The 19,788-nt window shown below is 42.8% G+C and carries 15 protein-coding genes and 1 pseudogene; 8 read left to right on the top strand and 8 right to left on the bottom strand.

The annotated features are described in order from the left end of the window. Window positions 1-56: 56 nt before the first annotated feature. Entirely contained in the window at window positions 57-1,265 is a 1,209-nt protein-coding gene (locus ACT3ID_RS12565; RefSeq protein ID WP_491542393.1) for an FG-GAP repeat domain-containing protein, read from the top strand. A 6-nt stretch (window positions 1,266-1,271) separates the two neighbouring features. Here the strand turns inward: ACT3ID_RS12565 and ACT3ID_RS12560 are convergent, their stop codons facing one another. Next, window positions 1,272-2,027, bottom strand: a complete 756-nt coding sequence (locus ACT3ID_RS12560; protein WP_491542392.1) for an MBL fold metallo-hydrolase — start codon at window positions 2,025-2,027, stop codon at window positions 1,272-1,274. Between the two features lie 8 nt (window positions 2,028-2,035). Beyond that, window positions 2,036-2,125 (bottom strand): annotated as a pseudogene (locus tag ACT3ID_RS12555) (HepT-like ribonuclease domain-containing protein); the annotation flags it as partial. A gap of 299 nt (window positions 2,126-2,424) precedes the next feature. On the opposite strand from ACT3ID_RS12555, the gene ACT3ID_RS12550 reads away from it, so the two are divergent. Continuing rightward, complete coding sequence (locus tag ACT3ID_RS12550; protein WP_491542391.1) at window positions 2,425-3,585, top strand: serine hydrolase domain-containing protein; 1,161 nt, start codon at window positions 2,425-2,427, stop codon at window positions 3,583-3,585. Between the two features lie 224 nt (window positions 3,586-3,809). Beyond that, window positions 3,810-4,433, top strand: coding sequence for a transposase (locus ACT3ID_RS12545; protein WP_491542390.1), 624 nt, complete (start codon window positions 3,810-3,812; stop codon window positions 4,431-4,433). 521 nt (window positions 4,434-4,954) lie between these two features. On the opposite strand, the gene ACT3ID_RS12540 is transcribed toward ACT3ID_RS12545, so the two are convergent. The 6 genes from ACT3ID_RS12540 to ACT3ID_RS12515 form a co-directional block, all read right to left on the bottom strand. Continuing rightward, window positions 4,955-7,399 carry an alpha-ketoacid dehydrogenase subunit alpha/beta gene (locus tag ACT3ID_RS12540; RefSeq protein WP_491542389.1) on the bottom strand — a complete coding sequence of 815 codons (2,445 nt, stop codon included), beginning with the start codon at window positions 7,397-7,399 and terminating at the stop codon, window positions 4,955-4,957. A gap of 160 nt (window positions 7,400-7,559) precedes the next feature. Beyond that, window positions 7,560-8,954, bottom strand: coding sequence for a class II fumarate hydratase (locus ACT3ID_RS12535; RefSeq protein ID WP_491542388.1), 1,395 nt, complete (start codon window positions 8,952-8,954; stop codon window positions 7,560-7,562). A 336-nt stretch (window positions 8,955-9,290) separates the two neighbouring features. After that, window positions 9,291-10,430 (bottom strand): GNAT family N-acetyltransferase, encoded by a 1,140-nt coding sequence (locus ACT3ID_RS12530; protein WP_491542387.1) that lies wholly within the window; start codon window positions 10,428-10,430, stop codon window positions 9,291-9,293. Between the two features lie 3 nt (window positions 10,431-10,433). Continuing rightward, window positions 10,434-11,681, bottom strand: coding sequence for an aminotransferase class I/II-fold pyridoxal phosphate-dependent enzyme (locus ACT3ID_RS12525; protein ID WP_491542386.1), 1,248 nt, complete (start codon window positions 11,679-11,681; stop codon window positions 10,434-10,436). 93 nt (window positions 11,682-11,774) lie between these two features. Further along, complete coding sequence (locus ACT3ID_RS12520) at window positions 11,775-12,908, bottom strand: glycosyltransferase family 4 protein (protein WP_491542385.1); 1,134 nt, start codon at window positions 12,906-12,908, stop codon at window positions 11,775-11,777. A 17-nt stretch (window positions 12,909-12,925) separates the two neighbouring features. After that, complete coding sequence (locus ACT3ID_RS12515; RefSeq protein WP_491542384.1) at window positions 12,926-14,080, bottom strand: glycosyltransferase family 4 protein; 1,155 nt, start codon at window positions 14,078-14,080, stop codon at window positions 12,926-12,928. 86 nt (window positions 14,081-14,166) lie between these two features. On the opposite strand from ACT3ID_RS12515, the gene ACT3ID_RS12510 reads away from it, so the two are divergent. From ACT3ID_RS12510 to rpsU, 5 genes are all read left to right on the top strand, one after another. Then, window positions 14,167-15,141, top strand: coding sequence for an NAD-dependent epimerase/dehydratase family protein (locus tag ACT3ID_RS12510; protein WP_491542383.1), 975 nt, complete (start codon window positions 14,167-14,169; stop codon window positions 15,139-15,141). A 3-nt stretch (window positions 15,142-15,144) separates the two neighbouring features. Further along, on the top strand, window positions 15,145-16,698 hold the full coding sequence (locus tag ACT3ID_RS12505) for a putative Ig domain-containing protein (RefSeq protein WP_491542382.1): 1,554 nt from the start codon (window positions 15,145-15,147) through the stop codon (window positions 16,696-16,698). Window positions 16,699-16,790: 92 nt separating this feature from the next. Continuing rightward, window positions 16,791-17,885 (top strand): A/G-specific adenine glycosylase, encoded by a 1,095-nt coding sequence (gene mutY, locus ACT3ID_RS12500; RefSeq protein ID WP_491542381.1) that lies wholly within the window; start codon window positions 16,791-16,793, stop codon window positions 17,883-17,885. A 542-nt stretch (window positions 17,886-18,427) separates the two neighbouring features. Continuing rightward, window positions 18,428-19,276, top strand: coding sequence for a TIGR02757 family protein (locus ACT3ID_RS12495; protein WP_491542380.1), 849 nt, complete (start codon window positions 18,428-18,430; stop codon window positions 19,274-19,276). A 292-nt stretch (window positions 19,277-19,568) separates the two neighbouring features. Further along, on the top strand, window positions 19,569-19,763 hold the full coding sequence (gene rpsU, locus ACT3ID_RS12490; protein ID WP_491542379.1) for a 30S ribosomal protein S21: 195 nt from the start codon (window positions 19,569-19,571) through the stop codon (window positions 19,761-19,763). Window positions 19,764-19,788 lie beyond the last annotated feature (25 nt).

Genomic DNA, 19,788 nt, shown 5'->3' with positions numbered 1-19,788 from the left:
ATACATCGTATTATTTTTTTGTCTAATTTATAGATGAGAAATTAAAGGAAGAGAGTATGATGCACCGATCACTCATATTTATAATAATTATTATCGGGATATTTGCAACTTCGTGCGGCTTAAACTTGAACGCTCCCGATAACGGAGGCAACGGCACTGATCCCGATACTACCGCCATCTACCGCAACGCTACCTCTTCACATCTGCCCGAACTACCAGGCACTTCTACAAAGGCCAAAGCTGGTGATATTGACAATGATGGTGATCTTGATCTTGCTGTAGCATCAGAATTACAGTCCAATAAACTGCTGATTAACAACGGGTCCGGTGAATTTTCGGATGAATCAAATTCGCGTCTGCCTGCACAGCAATACGATTCTCGAGATCTATTAATTGCCGATTTAAATAATGATGGAAATCAGGATCTCTTTTTCGTGGGCAATCAAAATGAAACCAATGAATTATATATTAACGATGGTGGAGGCACCTTTTCCGATCTTACAAACCGTATTCCGCTGTCAGGTACGTCAACATCAGTAGCAGCAACAGATGTAGACGGAGATGGATCGACTGATATCCTGATAGGAAATCTCGGCCAAAATGTGATGCTAATGAACAGTGGAAACGCCTTCTTCAATAATCAAACAACCCAGCGACTACCACAAATTTCAGACCCTACACGCGATATCGAGTTCGCTGATATTAATGGGGATAATCGCCGTGATATCATCATCGGCAACGAAAACATTAATCGTATCTGGATCAATACAGGACAGGGATTTTTTTCGGATCAGACAGAAAATCGTATACCATTGATCAATGAGCTGGAAGAAACATACGATGTAAATATTGCAGATATCGATGGAGATGGAGATCGCGATCTGTATTTTGGCAATACAGGTTTTGAAAATAATGCCAATCCCCAAGACCGGATTTTAATTAATGACGGCCAAGGCTTTTTTTCGGATCAGACCACCGATTTACTACCAACCATCACCACTAATACATATGACGCCGAACTTGCAGACCTTGATGGAGATGATGATTTGGATCTGGTTGTCGGAAATTATGATGGAGGTATTCGCATACTTGTTAACAATGGAGATGGATTTTTTTCGGATCAAAGCAGTTCATGGATTCCCGATAATTTTACTCCACGCATAACCGATCTGGAAATCGCTGATTTTAATGATGATAACCTACCTGATATCTATATCAGCGTCCGCGACGGGCAAGATCAGCTTTTGTTGCAACGAGAACCGTAATAGATATTAGCGATTGGGATACCAGTCTCTCAATCGCACATCTATATTCTCATTCTCCCAGTTCACTATCTCTTTAAATCGCTCAATATCCTGTCCCCGGTGATGATAGGGATACATAACTGCAGGCTCAAAATCCAGCACTGCACTGGCGGCTTGGTAGATATCCATCGTGTAAGGCAGATTCATACAAACAAATGCCACATCAATGTTTTCAAGTGACCGCATCTCGGGAATATCCTCGGTATCGCCGGAGACATAAACATTTTTGCCGCCAAAAGTCATAACATAACCGTTGCCCCAGCCTTTGGAATGACGAGCTGTTTCATCATCAGGCAGATTGTACATTGGCACCGCCCGTATAGCAATATTCGAATACTCCGCCTCTTCTCCGTTTGCCAAAATAACAAGCTGATCGGAAAACTCATCCGGTAATTCATCGGCCACAGACTGCGGTACGATCATAGCGGCTCCTTCTGTATCCAAAGCTTGTAGCGTTTCAACATCCATATGATCTCCATGAGCATGAGTAATCAGGATCAGATCCGGTGAGTCTATATCCTCAAAAGCTTCAGCCCCACCTGTAGGATCTACATATACCTGCTGATCATCCCAGCTCAACACGAGCGTACCGTGCTGAATGGGATGGATTGTTAAAAAACCATCCTCAGTTTGTATCTGATCAGTATTTGTTTGCTGAGCTGCAACATTAAATGACAGGAAGAAAAACAGTACAGAAGTATAAAATACTATTATAGATTTCATCGGTCTTCTTACGGTTTAGAATCTAATATTGATTGGATTTGTTGCTTAAGTTCGGGCAAGTCATTTTCAATTGTCGACCACACCTCATTTACATCAACCCTGAAATATTCATTTAGAGAGTCTTAAAAATCCCCACCATGTCATGCTGAACTCCTGTCCTGAACTTAATTCAGGATCTCTTCAGCATCTATTGCTAGTTTTAGTTTAAAGCTATTAAAACAAATTTCATCTATAGATCCTGAAATAAATTCAGGATGACATGACGGAATCAGCAAGATTTCCTTACGTTCAGCCTTTATTATTTATCAGTATTTGTAAAACCTTTTATCGGTATTTCACTCTTAGCAAATCTTTTGTACCATCGTTTAAACGTTATCAATTAAAAGCCTTTTTTCCAATGCATCTTTTTAAACGCTCTACCTTCCTCTTAGCATTTCTCTTACTCACTACAACGGTCTTTGCTCAAACTTCGGATACATACTTTCCCACCCGTTTCGACTGGGAGCAGAAATCCCCGGAAGAAGTTGGGATGAATGCAGCTGATATTGAGGCAGCGGTGGAATTTGCAAAAGATAACGAGTCATCGAATCCCAAAGACCTGAACCTTCACCTTAATACCCGCACTAATGAGCCATACAACAACATCATTGGTCCGGTAAAAGAACGCGGTCCTATGACGGGCATGATTATCAAAGATGGCTATCTCATGGCCGAATGGGGCAAACCACACCGGGTGGATATGACATTCAGCGTCACTAAGAGTTTTCTCTCAACAATTGTTGGTGTAGCCTGGGATAAAGGCATGATTGCGAGTATCGATGATAAAGTGCAAAAATATTCGCCGGTCGAGCATTTTAACTCTGAGCATAATTCTAAAATTACATGGGATCACCTGCTGCGCCAGACCAGTGACTGGGAAGGTGAACTTTTCGGCAAACCGGACTGGGCTGACCGTCCACAGAAAGAATTAACAAAAGAAGTCATTAATAGAGAGCGGAATGAGCCCGGAACCGAGTGGAAATACAATGATGTACGCGTAAATTTACTTGCCCTGGCCGCACTTAAGGTGTGGAGAGAACCGCTTCCCAGCGCTCTTAGAAAGCATGTAATGGATCCTATTGGTGCCTCGAATACCTGGCGCTGGTACGGCTATGAAAACTCGTGGGAAAATATCGACGGTATAAAGATGCAGTCGGTGAGCGGCGGCGGACACTGGGGCGGCGGTATGTGGCTCAGCGCTTACGACCAGGCAAAATTTGGTTATTTATTTCTTCGGGATGGTAACTGGGACGGTGAACAGATTATCTCGGAAGATTGGATTGAAATGGCTCGTACGCCCACCGAAGCAAATAGCGGCTACGGATATATGAACTTCTTTTTGAATTATGATCAGGAGCGTCTGCCCAGTGCGCCCGAAGATGCTTATGTTTTTCTTGGATCCGGTATCAATATGGTCTATATCGACCAAGAAAATGATCTGGTTATCGTTGGCCGATGGATTTCAGATTATGAAGCCATGAATGAGTTTGTGGGACGTGTGATCGAAGCGATAGAGTGAATTCATAAATCTGAATCAATTCAGGAATCTTTCGAATCCTAATTCAAGATACCAGTCACTTTGAGTGCCTGATATACTTTTTGAAAAAATTCTGTAAGGATCTCCCCTTCTAAAGAGACTTACTATGTAGATCGAGATTCATCTCGATCTATGTTTATTTCTAGTCCTTGGATGGGATCGCAATAAACTTCGATCTACATTTTAATGATTGGGATCCAACTGTTATGGGTAGTTATTACAGAAGAAATTTGCCACATTATCAACCGGAATGTGGAGAGTTTTTTGTAACATTTCGCTTGGTTGACTCTCTCCCAAAGGCTGTAGTTGCTAAACTGAAGCAAGAAAAGAAGCAGGTGCTAAGTAAAATCAATCCTGATGATAAACTATCAATAGCTAATTATCGTAAGCGTCATTTTGCCAAATTTGATGAACAGCTTGATAAGTCAGTTACCAGCAACCACTGGCTTAAAGAGGATAATATTGCCAAGATTGTAGCAGAAAGACTTCACGAATTTGATAATTTAAAATATATATTGATTTGTTACTGTATCATGTCAAATCATGTGCATTTGTTGTTTAAATTGCTGGAGCAAAAAGACCCTGCCCAAAATAACTCTTATCCGGTTACAGATATTATGAAATTAATTAAAGGGGGTACTGCTTATCGGGCTAATAAGCTATTGAATCGTAAGGGACAATTTTTGCAACACGAAAGTTATGATCATTTGATCAGAAATGATAAAGAAAGAAAAAATATAATCAGATATATCTTATTAAATCCGGTCAAAGCCGGGCTAATTAATAACTGGAAATGGAGTTATTGCAAAAAGGATTATTTGCTAGCATAGATCGATTTAATTTCAACAATCTAATTCTGGAGCACTTACATAGCTCAACCCCCTTACGTAAATCGAGATTTATCTCGATTCGAATTTTATACAGTGATCGAAATAAATTTCGATCTACCTTCGTACTCAAGCTCGACTGCTATAATGGATTTCAGATTATGAAGCCATGAATGAGTTTGTGGGACGTGTGATCGAAGCGATAGAGTGATTATTTTTAGTTGGATTGCACGAATGCTAACCGTCCGGAGGCTGGTTCTGCCGTCGGGCGGGTAGAGAAGACTAAACCTCTCCTTCCGCTCATCAAACTACAAGGTGCTTATTGGCACGAGCGGACGCTCGCGCCATGAGGTTGGGCCTCTTTAGTTTTTCCCTACAAGTGGGGAGAAAAACTTCATAATAGATTCAATCTCTTTAAAAGAATCTTCCTTCCCTGCCTGTAGGGAAGGAGTCAGGGGAAGGGTTACACTTTAGGCATCCTTTCCATTCGCCGGAAGGCCAATTTCAGCCGCCCGACGAAAAAATCACTCATAAATCGGCGGATACTTTGCCGGATTGGCTTCGCTCATCAGTGCATATACCGCCTCGAAAATATCCTCTTCATTAGGCTTGGAGAAGTAGTCACCGTCTGAGCCATAAGCTCCTCGGTGCTCCTTTGCAGTAAGGCACTGCGGCTCAGAATCGAGGTAATAATACCCTTTCTGCTCCTGGATTACCTTATTCATCATAAATGCAGAGGCACCGCCAGGCACATCTTCATCCACAAAAAGTATGCGATTGGTCTTTTCAAGTGACTTCACGATGTCATGATTGCGATCAAAAGGCAGTAACGTACGAACATCAATAAGTTCTGCCGAAATACCTACATCTTCCAACTCCGGCAGCACTGATTCACAAATATTACAGGTAGAACCATATGAGACAATAGTAATATCGGTGCCTTCGGAAACGACATTTGGAATTCCGAGGGGTACGGTAAATTCACCAAGGTTGCTCGGCAGATCTTCTTTCAATCGATAAGCATTCAGAGGCTCAATAATCAGCGCGGGATCATCACCGCGCAGCAGCGTATTATACATTCCGGCAGCATCTGTCAAATTTCGTGGCACGCATACATGCACACCGCGAATCCCGTTGATAATCATTCCCATCGGCGATCCCGTGTGCCAGATACCTTCGAGTCTGTGCCCGCGAGTACGGACGATAACCGGGGCTTTTTGTCCGCCCATACTTCGGTAACGAACAGTCGCCAGATCGTCGCTTAGCCCCTGAAAGCAGTACAGAAGATAATCCAGATACTGAATTTCCGCTATGGGACGAAGCCCGCGCATAGCCATGCCAATCCCCTGGCCCAAAATTGTCGCTTCCCTAATTCCAGTATCGCTTACTCGCAGCTCACCGAACTTTTCCTGCATATTTTCGAGACCTTTATTCACGTCTCCAAGCTGGCCGGTATCTTCACCGAAAACGAGTATCTCTGGATATTTCTCAAAGAGTTTGTCAAAGTTATCACGCAGTACTACACGACCATCCACGCTTTTTGGTTCATCAGGATAGGCAGGCGGCACCTCTTCGATATTCAAAGGCGACTCATCAGTTTCGCTGTAAAGATTACTAGAATACCGCCATTCGTTAGCCTTTGTATTTTCTTCAAGCCAATTTTTTAGCTTCTCTTTCGCCTGTAAATCTTCATCCCTAACTGTTCGGAGTGCTTTTCTGGCACCTGAAAATGTATGCTTGCGAAACGGCACCAGCGCAGTCTTCATTTGCTTCTTAATCTCCTTCAGCTGGTCGGAACGACCACTCTCCTGAATCAGCTCATCAAGTATCCCACTGACCGTATTCATATCAGTTTTCAACTCATCTGTATATGCTTTCCAGGCTTCTTTTTGAGCCTTTTTAGTTTGATCTTTAGCTTCTTCTTCAATCTCCCTGAGCTCTTCTTCAGTTGCAATATCTTCTTCAAGTAGCCATTCTCTCATCTGATTAATACAGCAATACTCCTCCTCCCACTGCAGCCGTTCCTCAGATTTATATCGCTCGTGCGATCCGGATGTCGAATGTCCCTGAGGTTGAGTTACCTCTTTAACATGCACCAAAACCGGCACGTGTTCTTCACGAGCTACAGTTTCTGCCTTTTCATACGTTTCCATCAGCGCCGGATAATCCCACGCCTTCACAGTCAAAATTTCGACCCCTTCCTTGTCTTCGGTTCGCTGAAATCCCGATAAAACTTCGGAAATACTTTCTTTTGTAGTCTGATACTTTTTTGGGACTGAAATTCCATATCCATCATCCCAAACAGAAAGCACCATCGGCACCTGCAAAACACCGGCCGCATTTACCGTCTCCCAAAAAACCCCTTCGGAAGTACTGGCATCACCAATTGTTCCCCAGCCAATTTCATTACCGTTATTAGAAAATTTCTGAAACTTGTCCTTATCGAGAAGCGTTTCGTGATTTCTATATACTTTTGATGCCTGTGCCAGTCCCAGCAATCGCGACATCTGTCCTGCTGTCGGTGAAATATCGGCGGATGTATTTTTCATCTCAGTTAAATCTTTCCAGCTGCCATCATCGTTCAGACTACGCGTGCTAAAATGAGCATTCATCTGACGACCGCCGGAATGAGGTTCAGCATCGACATTGGCATGCGCATAAAGCTGGGCAAAAAACTGCTGGACGGTCACCTGTCCAATTGCCATCATAAAGGTTTGATCGCGATAGTATCCGGCCCGGAAATCCCCATCTTTAAAATATTTTGCCATTGCAATCTGTGGTATCTCTTTGCCATCTCCGAAAATACCAAACTTAGCCTTTCCGGTAAGTGTTTCTTTACGCCCGATATAAGAGGCCTCTCGGCTTTTGACAGCCAATTTATAATCTTCTAGAATTTCTTGCTTCTTTTCACCGGTCACAGAAATAGCCGATGACTTACTATCCTTTTTCTTAGTTTTAGTAGGTGCCATAACATTTCCTTCATTAATTCAATAATTATCTATAAAGCACTCTTTCTTGCTTCATAGAAAACAGCCAAAACAAAAAGAAGTTAGAAATTAGAATTATATGTCTGAAGGTTTGCAATTTCATATTTTCCAAACTCCATCTTCAAACTTCCAATTTCTAAAATTATTCCATAAATCCGCCTTTTGTCATCTTAATAGGATCCAGTGCCTGGTCAAGTTCTTCGTCGCTCAGATCGGTCATTTCTCGTGCTACTTCTTTAACGGGACGTCCCTCAGAAAATGCTTTCTTTGCTATTTTTGCAGCATTATCATAGCCAATCAGAGGATTCAGCGCTGTTACTAATACGGGATTACGTCCCACCATATCAGCAATCCGCTCTTTATTTACCGTTAATCGCGAAACTGATTTCTTAGCGAGATTTAGTGCTGCATTTCCAAGAATATTGATCGACTCCAACAGATTATGAGCCACAACTGGTAACATTACATTAAGCTCAAAATTGCCCGACTGTCCCGCCACAGTGATGGCCGAATCGTTGCCAATAACCTGCGCACAGACCATCGTGACAGACTCTTCGATTACGGGGTTTATCTTGCCCGGCATGATTGAAGAACCCGGCTGAAGCGCTTCCAACTTGATCTCTCCGATTCCGCTATTGGGACCCGAATTCATCCAGCGCAGATCATTGCCAATCTTCATAAGTCCGGTAGCTATTGTTTTAAGCTGGCTACTTAATTCAACGGGAGCATCCACCGTTGCTTGTGCTTCAAAATGATTTTTCGCTTCTCTGAACTCGTAACCTGTTTCTTCCGAAAGAGCCTTGGCCATTTTAGCTCCAAACTCGGGATTGGTATTCAACCCCGTTCCTACAGCCGTTCCTCCCTGTGGGAGCTCGGTTATTCGTTCCAGCGCCGACTCCAACCGCTTAACCCCCAACTCCAGTTGACGGGCGTATCCGTCAAACTCTTGCTTGATCGTCACGGGCATAGCATCCATCAGGTGCGTTCGTCCTGTTTTTACCACTTCAGCAAACTCATCACCTTTCTCCATAAAAGCTTTTTGCAGCCGTTCCAGTGCGGGAATTAAGTTTCTATTTACAGCCAATACAGCAGATACACGAATTGAGGTGGGAATTACATCGTTTGAACTCTGTCCGTAATTTACATGATCATTGGGGTGAATCGTTGTCTCCACATCATCATCCTTAATCTCATTTGCCCGCTTTGCAATAACTTCATTGGCGTTCATATTTGTGGATGTACCCGAACCCGTCTGAAAAATATCAATGGGGAAATCATCATCAAACTTACCTTCGCTTACTTCGCTGGCAGCCAGCTCTATGGCATCCGTAATACCTGCGTCCAATTCACCAAGCTCAGCATTTACGCGGGCGGCATTTTTCTTTATCAGGCCCAGTGCTTCGATAAAACCTCTGCTGAATCGGATATGACTTACTGGGAAATTTTCGACTGCACGCTGGGTTTGTGCGCCGTAGTAGGCATCTTTTGGTACTTTAACTTCTCCCATTGAATCTTTTTCGATTCGGTATTCGCTCATAATTGATTAATAATTTTAGTCAAAAATTATTTTTATTCTTTGACAGTAAGGTGCTCTAAGGTAGGAAATTTTTAGGAATTTTCGGAGTAATCCCTTTACCTAAATGAATTGCCATTCATGTAAAAAGCTTTCCTCGGGTATATTTTATATGATAGTAGAATCGTCCTTGAAAGCTGGTTTTACCTTCAAATCATCCGTTTACTCCAGAATAAAAAGAGTTAGCCAGTGAATTCACAAAGAACTATAAGGCAAAAGGGTAAATATTCAACATAAACTTATTAGATATTAGAATTGCTTTAAATTTTCTTTGATGTGTTAAGAATTCCTCAAAACAGCTCAAAGATCCTTGCAATACATCCGATAGGTTTTTTCGATCTCCGCACCTAATTTTTCGGCTACTCGAATCATGCCTTTGTTGGATTCAAGAACCCAACTCAGCTCTGAAGAATTGTAACCAACTTCTCTGCCATTGAGAATAGCTTCTTTATGGAGTAACGCATCAATGCCTTTACCACGATACTCAGGTATAACTCCCATGAGTGCGGTACGAATTTGATCTATGTTTCTCCTATGCCAGAGCAGTTTAAAAATTCCGGTGGGAAACAATGTGCCGTCCATATGCTTTAAAGCCTGATTAAGATCGGGCAGAGCAATTGAAAATGCCACCGGCTCTCCCTCAACTTCGGCAATATGAGCAACTTTGGGATCCAGAATAAGCTTCAGATCCTTGGCCAGATCTTCCAGCTCTTTTTTTGTTAGAGGGATAAATCCCCAATTCTCCGACCATGCACTGTTAAAGATATGACGCACAATCTCAACCTCCTCCTCGAGATTTTTCAGATCAACTTCTCGTATCTTAAGCTTTGGAATCCGCCGCCGCACAATTTCCTCTGCCCGATACATCCGCTCAAGATTCACCGTAGACTGGGTTACACGAAAAGCGTACAGGTCCATTTTTTTTGCAAGCCCTGTACCTTTCAGAAGTTTGTCATAATAAGGCTTATGATAGGGCATCATGATACTGGGATCGTATTCAAAGCCATCCACTAATATCCCGATTTCATCCATCATACTGGGATTGGCAGGGCCCAAAACATCTGTATGCCCCCGCTGCCGAAGCCAGTCGCCGGCTGCTTTAAAAAGCAAATTTGCAACCGACTGGTCATTTATACACTCAAAGAAGCCAAAAAAGCCTGTTTTATTATTGTGGTGCTCATTGTACCGGCGATCTTGAATCGCAGCGATACGACCACAAATTTCTCCATCTTGTTCGGCCAAAAAAAGTGCTATGTCACCATTCTCATAAAATGGATTTTTGTCTTTATCAATAAGCTTTTTCTGCTCCATCTTAAGCGGAGCGATCCAGTGCTCATCACCAGAATAGTGGTTATAGGGAAAGTCTATAAATTGTTTACGCTCGCTTTTGGATGTTGCAAGCGTAATACCATTAATACGTCGAGCTGCAGAAGTCTTCAAAATTTATTCTGTTTCGTCGATCAGTGAATGTCCATTTCGATCGATAATACCCTGTTCTATTCCCACTTTGCGGAAGGCTTCGAGAATACGATCCAAATGTTCGTCGGTATGTGTAGCCATATAGCTGGTGCGTACAAGTGATTGACCGCGCGGTACACCCGGAGGTACAACAGCATTCACATAAACACCGGCTTCGAATAAACCTTTCCAGAATTGGAAACAATCGGTCATTTCACCGATAACCACTGGAATGATGGGAGTCTGGCTGCTCCAGACATTAAAACCCATATTTCGCAGAGAATTTCGCATATAATTCGATATCTCTTCGAGACGCTCCAGCCTCCAGGTTTCTTCTTTCAGAATTTCAAGTGCTTTTAAGACTGTTGCTACATTTGCAGGCGGCATGGAAGCGCTAAAAATATGTGCCGGGGAATTATGTCGGATATATTCTATCACCGCTTCATCACCAACCAAAAAGCCACCCAGTGAAGCAAATGATTTCGAAAATGTTCCACTAATCAGATCTACATCATCCATCAATCCAAATGTAGAAGCCGATCCTCGACCTCCATCTCCTATTACGCCAATAGCATGTGCGTCATCAAGATAAAGACGGGCATCGAAACGTTCCTTCAGCTCCACGAGCTTCGGCACCTTGGCTATTGTCCCCGACATGGAAAATACGCCATCACTGACAATAATCTTTCCCGCACTTTGATCGGCACGTTCAAGCTGCATTTCCAGCTGTTCCATATCATTATGACGGAAACGCATTGTCTTTGCGTTCGAGACTAATGTTCCCGTTACGATACAGGCGTGATTATCTTTGTCGGAAAATATAATATCTTTTCGTCCTGCAATAGTCTGAATAGCTCCTTCATTTGTCTGATATCCTGTGCTAAAAAGCACACAGGAATCCTTATTCATAAAATCAGCCAGTTTTTCTTCCAGCTCGAGGTGCAAATCAAGGGTTCCATTTAAATACCGTGAACCTGTACAGCCTGTACCGTATACTTTTAGAACATCTCTGGCAGCCTCAACAACTCGTGGATCATTGGTCAGACCAAGATAATTATTAGAGCCGGCCATGATAACTTCACGGCCATCAATCTGAACGGTTGTACCGTCAGTGGCTTGTAATGGTTTAAAGTAAGGATAAAGACCCTGCGATTTTATTTCATCAGCTTTAGTAAAATCGTAAGCCTTCGTAAAAATATCGTTTGTAGTTACTTCAGATTTAGAATCAGCCATTCGTCTTTTTTTCGGCTTTTGAAAAGTGCTCATCGTTGCAAATATACCTCCATATTAAGCATCAATCAAATTATGACTTAGATAAAGTTATTTCTAATATTTGTGGGTGTACTGATTGATAACATTCTCCAAAAAATCTATATACTGCTGGGCTACCCGGTTCCAGCTGAATTGTTTCATTACGTAATTACGGGTTTGCTCAGAGAAATGTTCCAAATTATCCGAAAGGATCTGATGAACTTTCTCTGCAAACTGGTGGTCATCACGCGGAGGAACGCGAAATCCATTTTTACCTTGAGCTATTACATCCTTTATCCCCTCCAAATCAGCTGCTACTGCCGGTGTACGGGCCATATTAGCTTCTAACAACACAATACCAAATCCTTCCATATCTCCTTTGACAGGAACATTAGGCATTATAAAAAGATCAGCAGCTGCATACGCTTGCTTTAGTACTTCATCGGGTTGTCGACCCAGCAAGAAAATATGTTCTTCCTTTTCAGATTCTCCGGCGGCGTCCTCAATACTATCAAATTCAGGTCCGTCGCCAATTGTAACATATACACATCGTTCATCTATTTTGGGAAATACTTCACGAATAAACCATTCATGTCCCTTGCGTTCTACTTTTCTTCCCACGGTAAGCAGCATAAAATTGTTCTCCAAAGGTATGCGAAAGTTCTGCTGCAGACGATTGCGCGACTCTTGTTTATCGGGAAAATTATTAAGCTTCTTGAAGTCAAAACCGTTTGACAACGCTACTCCCTTTTCGGGATCCATTTCCCGCTTAATGCATTCCTCACGCGTAGCTCGAGAAACAGATATCACGCCGTCGAGACTGGCAAATATTTTGGGTACAAACCATTGATATGGTTTCACTGACAAAGTAACATCGCGTCCGTGATTAATGGTAACCATCGGCACAGATACTTTATGCCTGATAAAATAGGCCAGACTTGCAGTTACCATAGATGAAAACAAAACCACATCAGCCTCGTATTCGCGAATGGTATGAGGCAGGCGAAATAACTGGTTTCCTAAAAAGCAAAGAGTACTTATTGCTATGCGCCCTTCACCGGATACATTTATTGTCTCCGTAAAAATTTCAACTGAGTCTTTGCGTCTTAATTCCTGCACAAGTTGCTGGCTTACGCGCTGCATGCCTCCCACATTTTCCAGAATTTCACCTTCAGGAGGATGAGTATGTGATACGTAGAGAATTCGCACTTATAAATATTTAAAAGCTAAAATTTAAGGGTGGGTCGAGGTTCTTCCAATGCTTCATGATAATTATCAAGCAACTTAGTGTTGACGTTTTCCCAGGAATAAGCCAGCGCCTTTTGTCGCGCCGCCTTACTCATGGCATCGGCAAGATTCGTATCTTCAGTAATATTTGCCACACATTCTGCAAATGCTTCGGTATCTCTGGGAGGAGCTAAAAATCCATTAACGCCCGATTCAACAAGTGATCGACTACCGGTGGCATCGGCAACTACACAAGGAAGACCGCTCGACATTGCCTCCAGTGTTACATTGCCAAAGGTCTCGGTTTCGGAGGGAAATAAAAACACATCACTACTGGCATAAGCCCTGCTCAATTCATCACCCGTGACAAAACCGGTAAAATGAGCCTGCGGGAGCATATGCTCTAACTCTTTCTTGGCAGGTCCATCACCCACGATCATAGCTCTAATATTGGAGTGAGTCTGCTGTAACTTTTTTATGGTGTCAACAAATGTCTGCAGGTTTTTCTCCCATACCAAACGCGATACAAACGTCACAATCTTTTCTTCATCATCAAATCCAATTGACCGGCGCCATTCCATATCGCAATAATCGGGACTAAACTGATCCGTATCGACTCCGCGAGCCCAGATCCGGATTCCATCAGTAATACCTTCGTCATTCAGCTCATTAGCCATAGAAGGAGATGGTACATAAATATGCTTACACTGACTGTAGAACCACCCCAAATACTTCCATCCCAAAACCTCTAACATATCGAGGTTGTAATACTTCAAATAACTGGTGAAATGTGTATGATACGAGGCAACAATCTGAATATCATTGGCCTGACCCCATCGCATGGCACGAAATCCCAATACATCAGGCGTAGCCAGGTGTATCAGGGTAGGATCAAATTCACGGAGCCTGTTTTGAGCTGCTTCGGGAAATCCTACAGTAATACGATATTCCGGACGTCCCGGCATAGGAACAGAGGGCACTGAAATAAATTCACCCTCATGATCAATTTCAGGTTCATCGACGGTGGGTCCAAAGACAATAACGGGCACATCTTTTTCCTGCAAAAAAGCCACTAATCGGTTGAGCGTCAGCGACACCCCATCCTGAATATGGTTATAATTTCCTGTAAAAATTGCGACCCGGAGCTCACTCATAAATTTTCCAATCGATCATTCATATTTGTATCTTCTGCTTGTAAAACTTGAGATTTTTCAAACAGGCCCCAAATATACAAAATTTGATGAAAGCCTTCGTAACCGGCGGGACAGGTTTTATTGGAAGTCATCTGGCAGACAAACTAATTGAAAATAATAGCTTTTCAGAAGTCCGCTGTTTAATCCGGAACAATGAAAAGTGGCTGAAAGGCAAAGATTTTGTACGTGTAAAAGGTGATCTCAACGATCTGCCTGTGCTTAAAAAAGCCGTACAGGATGTGGATGTAATCTTCCATATAGCCGGACGCGTTAAAGCTCCAACGTATGAAGAACTGGAACAGGCTAATGTTGAGGCTACGGAAAATCTTTTGCGTATTGCTCAACAGGCAGGAGTGCCAAAAATCGTTGTGCTTTCATCACTGGCTGCCGTCGGTCCCAGCCAAAACGGACCAGTTACCGAAGATGCTTCTATGCATCCTGTTAGCATGTACGGTAAATCCAAAAAGCAGATGGAGCATGTAATTCATGATCTGGCCGATCAAGAAACATCGATCACGATATTACGCCCACCGGCCGTCTACGGACCACGTGAAGAACAGATCTACAGCTTTTTCAGAATGGTCAATAATCGCATTTGTCCGATTATCGGGGATGGTAAACATCCCAAAATATCGATGGTGTATGTAGGAGATGTAGTAAATGGAATACTCAAAGCAGCCGATCAAAAAACACCGGGTGTTCACACTTACTTTATATCAGGTCCTAAAATTTATACATGGAACGAAATACGCGGAACTACAACGAAAATATTGGGTAAAAAGAATATCCCCATTTACGTAAAACCCCAATTTGTAAAGAAGATTGCGGGGGCCGTAGAAAAAGCTGCATCATTTTTCGGAGTTTATCCCGTTCTTAACAAGGATAAAGCAAAAGAATTAATTCTAGAATGGACTTGCTCCAATGAAAAAGCTCAGCGCGAAATCGGCTATACCCCTGAATATTCTCTTGGCGAAGGGATCTCCCGAACAATTCACTGGTATCAAAGACATCATTGGCTATAGGTTATGAAAAATTGGATCGTCCTTTTTACTGCTCTGTTCATAAGCATTTCGACAAGTACAACAGCGCAACCTGCGCTTGAAAAAGATTATTCCTATGTGATGGAAATCCCATCATTAATTGCGATGGATAGTTCTCCTGCACATTTATATGCGCTATCAGAGTCGGAGGGAATGACTGTATTTCGAACACATCCCGATACGCTGCAGTGGCTGTACTCTTCTACCGGCATGGAGCAGAGAGGAAATACAATGACCTCCGACATCCGTTTTGCATACCTGTATGGAAACGGCCGACGTCTTACAGTGCTTGAACCTACGTCGGTGCTGGGCGTTTATTCATCGACGCTGTTGCCGTCCAACCCACGAGATGCCAAACGAATTGATCAGAATTTATATGTAGCTCTTGGTGATAAAGGACTCGGTAAAATTTCGCTGCGCACCCCCGCCTCTGTGGATTCAACCATGGACTTTATTGAACGGTCGCGTCTTAGTGAAGAATACATTGTTGATCTTGAAGCTTCGGGGGATCAACTTTTTGCCCTGGCGCGGGATGAAATGCTCTTTCAATTTAAATACAGTGATGAAGAACTCTCACTCTCCAGAGAGTTTGACCTGTCAGAAAATATTGACAGTATTTACCTGATCGACCGCACTCTTTTTGGTTCGGATGGGGATGGAAACATCTATGAAATCGACAGCAGTGGCAACTTGTCTTCACTGGGTAGGATCGGCGAACCCGTTAAGAAAATTGAATCATGGGATGACTGGTTGATCATTAAGGGTAACTCCAATCGGATTTGGACATCCTATCAAAATAGAAGCCCGGAACTCTGGAAAGAAAATAGTGATGCTGGAAATTATTTTACGGTCACAAAGGGTAACCTCTGGCTCAGCGAATATAATAAAGTGAGCAAAGTTGTAACAAGAACTCCTCAAGCTGCATCCGGCACCACACAGAAAGATCAACAGCGAGGATCAACAACTAATCTGTCGTTGAAAGAAATTCCCAATCAAACCATCCCTCATTCACAACCCCTGCTTCTCCCTATCGAGATAGGTGACAATATGCCTGCAAATGCAGTGCAGTTTACCTATCAATCTGATATTGATGATGCTGAAATACGCGGGCAGAGTTTCTATTGGCGTCCCACATCAAGTGATGTTGGCAATCACCGGGTAAAAATTATAGCCTCTACAAACAGCGGACAGATCGACAGTACAAGCTTTAACATTGAGATTAAGTCTTTTAATGCTCCGCCCCGCTTTGCGCCCATTCGTCCGATAAGCATACCAGTTGGTGAAGAGTTTACACTCCCTTTCAAGGCTACTGATCCCGATGCAACGGACAGTAATATGGTACGCATAATGGGGGTAAACTTACCCGAAGGGGCTACCATCAATGAAGCGACAGGAAGATTCACATGGACTCCCTCGGTCCGCCAAATTGGCGAAAATAAATTCCGTGTTATTGCTACAGATCAATATGGAGCTGCCAATTCTGTTGATGTAACCATCAATGTTGTTGAGAATAAGCGAGTAGAAGATTCCGGAAATTAATTTCGTACTGAAACACACTTGTCATCCTCTGCCCTATTCGAGATCTTATCTGGCAGCCTCTAGCTACTTTTAACCTTCACATTAATTACGTTTTGGAAAGCTCGGTTTTTCAGGAAAAATTACTTGCCTGGTATGATCAAAATAAACGAGAATTACCGTGGCGCGATTGTGGAGATCCATATAAAATCTGGCTCTCCGAAATTATGTTACAGCAAACACGGGTTGATCAGGCCACTCCCTACTTTAAACGCTTTGTGGAACATTTTCCTACGGTTCATGATTTAGCCGATGCTGAACAGCAGGATGTGCTAAAAGTGTGGGAAGGCCTCGGCTATTATAGTCGAGCGAGACATCTGCACGATGCCGCGCAGCTGGTCGTCGAAGAATTTGACGGGAATGTACCCGACAGCTGGGATGAAATCACTGAACTAAAAGGTGTCGGTCCATACACTGCTTCTGCTATCCTGAGTATTGCGTACGATAAGCAACATGCTGTTGTTGACGGCAATGTAATACGTGTGCTTAGCCGCTATCTGGGTATTGAGGATGACGCCCGAAGTACGAAAACTAAAAATACTATTCAAGAAGCAGCCGATGATCTGATTCCGAAGAAACGCCCTGGTGATTTTAACCAGGCTGTGATGGAACTGGGAGCTACAGTCTGTACACCCTCAAATCCTGACTGCTCAGAATGTCCTTTGCAAGCAAATTGTGTGGCTTATAAAACGCTAAAAACAGATGAAATTCCATACAAATCCCCCGCAAAAAAACGTCCGCACCACCAGATTGGTGTAGGCATCGTTATGAATGATGATGAGGATGTGCTTATTGCTCTTCGTCCTGAAGATGCTATGCTTGGCGGACTTTGGGAATTTCCCGGCGGTAAGCAAAAAGAGGATGAGAAGATAGAAGAAACTGTTATCCGGGAGCTAAATGAAGAGCTGGGAATTGAGGTTTCTATCACTGAACCGTTTATGAAACTTGATCATGCATATTCGCACTTTAAAATTACCTTGCACGCTTATTTATGCACTTTGGAGAATGGCACTCCGGAACCCAAATGCAGCCAAGAGGTGCGCTGGATTTCGATCGAAGAGCTGGAGGATTTCCCTTTCCCAAAAGCCAATCGGAGGCTGACAGAAAAACTGATGAATTTAAATAAAGGTCAGCAGGAGTTGGAAATATAGTCTGATTGATCCGCCATCTCTTATTTGTTTTTGTAGACACTCTGTATCCTTATAGGAAAACTGCCAGGATAGATGTCTCCGCTTCGTTCCCTACGGGAACTTCGGTCGAAATGACGTCGTTGGTAGTTTTTTCATGGTAAGCTGCTTTAGCAGATTTCTGACAACCGATTGACTATAGAGTTTAGGTTTTTTCGCTTTTACGTCATTCCGAGCGCGCGGAAGAATCTGCAAAAGCGCCTTACTTTCTCCATCTGTTCGCTGGGTTTGCGAGCCGATGGATATTCAGGCTTCCTTTGTTCGAGGGAACAACCCTCTCACAACTAAGAGAAACAATCAGAGGTAAATAATTAGCGCGGGAATTAATTCCCGCGCTCGTGATGATTTACAACCTTAATGAAGCACTAATTCCCGAAAAAATGGTTTGGCTTTATTTTGATTGAAATCAAATACATTATAGCCTTGACAAATATCTTATATGATCCGGATAGTATCTTGATTTATCTTAAATTCAGATTTTCACCTAATCTAAGAAGCCATACGTAATGCCTACTGCAGAACTTAAAAAACGATCTCCTGAACAGGTCAGAGAACTTAAACCTTTTCTCGACCGCTGGGTGGAGAAAATTGAAGAACCTGGTTATATCAACTCTGATCCGGTGCTCTTTATGCATGCCTTCCAGGAAAAAGAAGATCAACTGTTAGCTGGTTTTTTTGCTGCTACTATGGCGTGGGGACGACGTGATGTTGTGATCCGAAAAGTGCGTGACTTTCTGGATCGAATGGATAATCGTCCCGCTGATTTTATTGCCAATTTTTCCGATCGCGATGCCCGCCGGTTTGAGGGGTTCAAACACCGTACGTTTAAACCGGTGGATATGAAGTGGCTGACCAAGATATTACAGTCGATTTTATTAAAATACGGCTCTTTTGAAGATTTTTGGGAGGTTTGCTATAAGCAGGCCAATGCTAATAATCGACCTCTAATGGCTGTATTCCATGAACAGTTCTTCGCCCAGCACCCGGAGGCTCCACAGCGCACCCGAAAGCATGTCTCCAATGCTGCCAAAAAAAGTTCTTGCAAGCGGCTTTATTTATATCTTCGGTGGGCCATCCGCGAAGACAGTCCGGTTGATTTGGGATTGATGAACTTTATGCCAGCATCTGAACTGATGGTTCCACTGGATGTTCACGTTGCTCGTCAGGCCAGAGTACTCGGATTACTTACCCGCACTTATAATGATTGGTGGGCAGTCCAGGAGTTAACGGAATCGTTACAGCTACTGGACCTTGAAGACCCTGCAAAATATGATTATGCCTTGTTTGGACTGGGCGTCCACCAAGATGAAATCCCAGATAAGTTTATTCTAAACAAAGAGTTCTTAGCAAATTAAAGGTCATGGATAAAGCCTGGTTCCTGCCACCTTTTTGTCATTCTAATGAGCGAGTAAGGCACATAAAGAAGAATCTCAAATGTAATAACTGTCGTTCCCTTCAGGCTTTGCCCGCAGCTCTTTAATCGTTTGAGCTCCCTCGAAAGACCACTCGGGATGATTTAATCATATGACAGAGAAAACCTGTGTTACTGAAATGATCTTGATATTTTCTGTGTTATAATTATGCACATTTCCAAAAAGATGTTTATATTTGGCGTCCGAGAATTGAAATAAAAAGGTAATTTAATATATGGTTGGAGTAGAAGTAAAAGATAACGAAAGCATTGACCGGGCGATCAACCGGTTCAAGAAATTGGTAACTCGTTCACGCATTCTGAATGAGTATAAAGAAAATCAGCAGTATACAAAGCCCTCGAAAGAACGACGAGAGGCTCTGAAGAAAAGTATTCGTGAACAACGCCGACGTGATCGCAACCGGTATTAAGAGTTTTTTTATTCTTGTATATAAG

The sequence above is a fragment of the Fodinibius sp. GM108 genome, assembly GCF_058386985.1.
Note: the sequence above shows the minus strand (reverse complement) of the source record. Positions and strands in the feature narration are given on the sequence as shown.

Coding starts and splice junctions, on each gene's coding strand:
- ACT3ID_RS12535 (WP_491542388.1), bottom strand. CDS start 8,954: ATGAGCGAATACCGAATCGAAAAAGATTCAATGGGAGAAGTTAAAGTA.
- ACT3ID_RS12495 (WP_491542380.1), top strand. CDS start 18,428: ATGCCTACTGCAGAACTTAAAAAACGATCTCCTGAACAGGTCAGAGAA.
- ACT3ID_RS12560 (WP_491542392.1), bottom strand. CDS start 2,027: ATGAAATCTATAATAGTATTTTATACTTCTGTACTGTTTTTCTTCCTG.
- ACT3ID_RS12565 (WP_491542393.1), top strand. CDS start 57: ATGATGCACCGATCACTCATATTTATAATAATTATTATCGGGATATTT.
- ACT3ID_RS12510 (WP_491542383.1), top strand. CDS start 14,167: ATGAAAGCCTTCGTAACCGGCGGGACAGGTTTTATTGGAAGTCATCTG.
- ACT3ID_RS12515 (WP_491542384.1), bottom strand. CDS start 14,080: ATGAGTGAGCTCCGGGTCGCAATTTTTACAGGAAATTATAACCATATT.
- ACT3ID_RS12525 (WP_491542386.1), bottom strand. CDS start 11,681: ATGGCTGATTCTAAATCTGAAGTAACTACAAACGATATTTTTACGAAG.
- ACT3ID_RS12505 (WP_491542382.1), top strand. CDS start 15,145: ATGAAAAATTGGATCGTCCTTTTTACTGCTCTGTTCATAAGCATTTCG.
- ACT3ID_RS12540 (WP_491542389.1), bottom strand. CDS start 7,399: ATGGCACCTACTAAAACTAAGAAAAAGGATAGTAAGTCATCGGCTATT.
- ACT3ID_RS12550 (WP_491542391.1), top strand. CDS start 2,425: ATGCATCTTTTTAAACGCTCTACCTTCCTCTTAGCATTTCTCTTACTC.
- rpsU (WP_491542379.1), top strand. CDS start 19,569: ATGGTTGGAGTAGAAGTAAAAGATAACGAAAGCATTGACCGGGCGATC.
- ACT3ID_RS12545 (WP_491542390.1), top strand. CDS start 3,810: ATGGGTAGTTATTACAGAAGAAATTTGCCACATTATCAACCGGAATGT.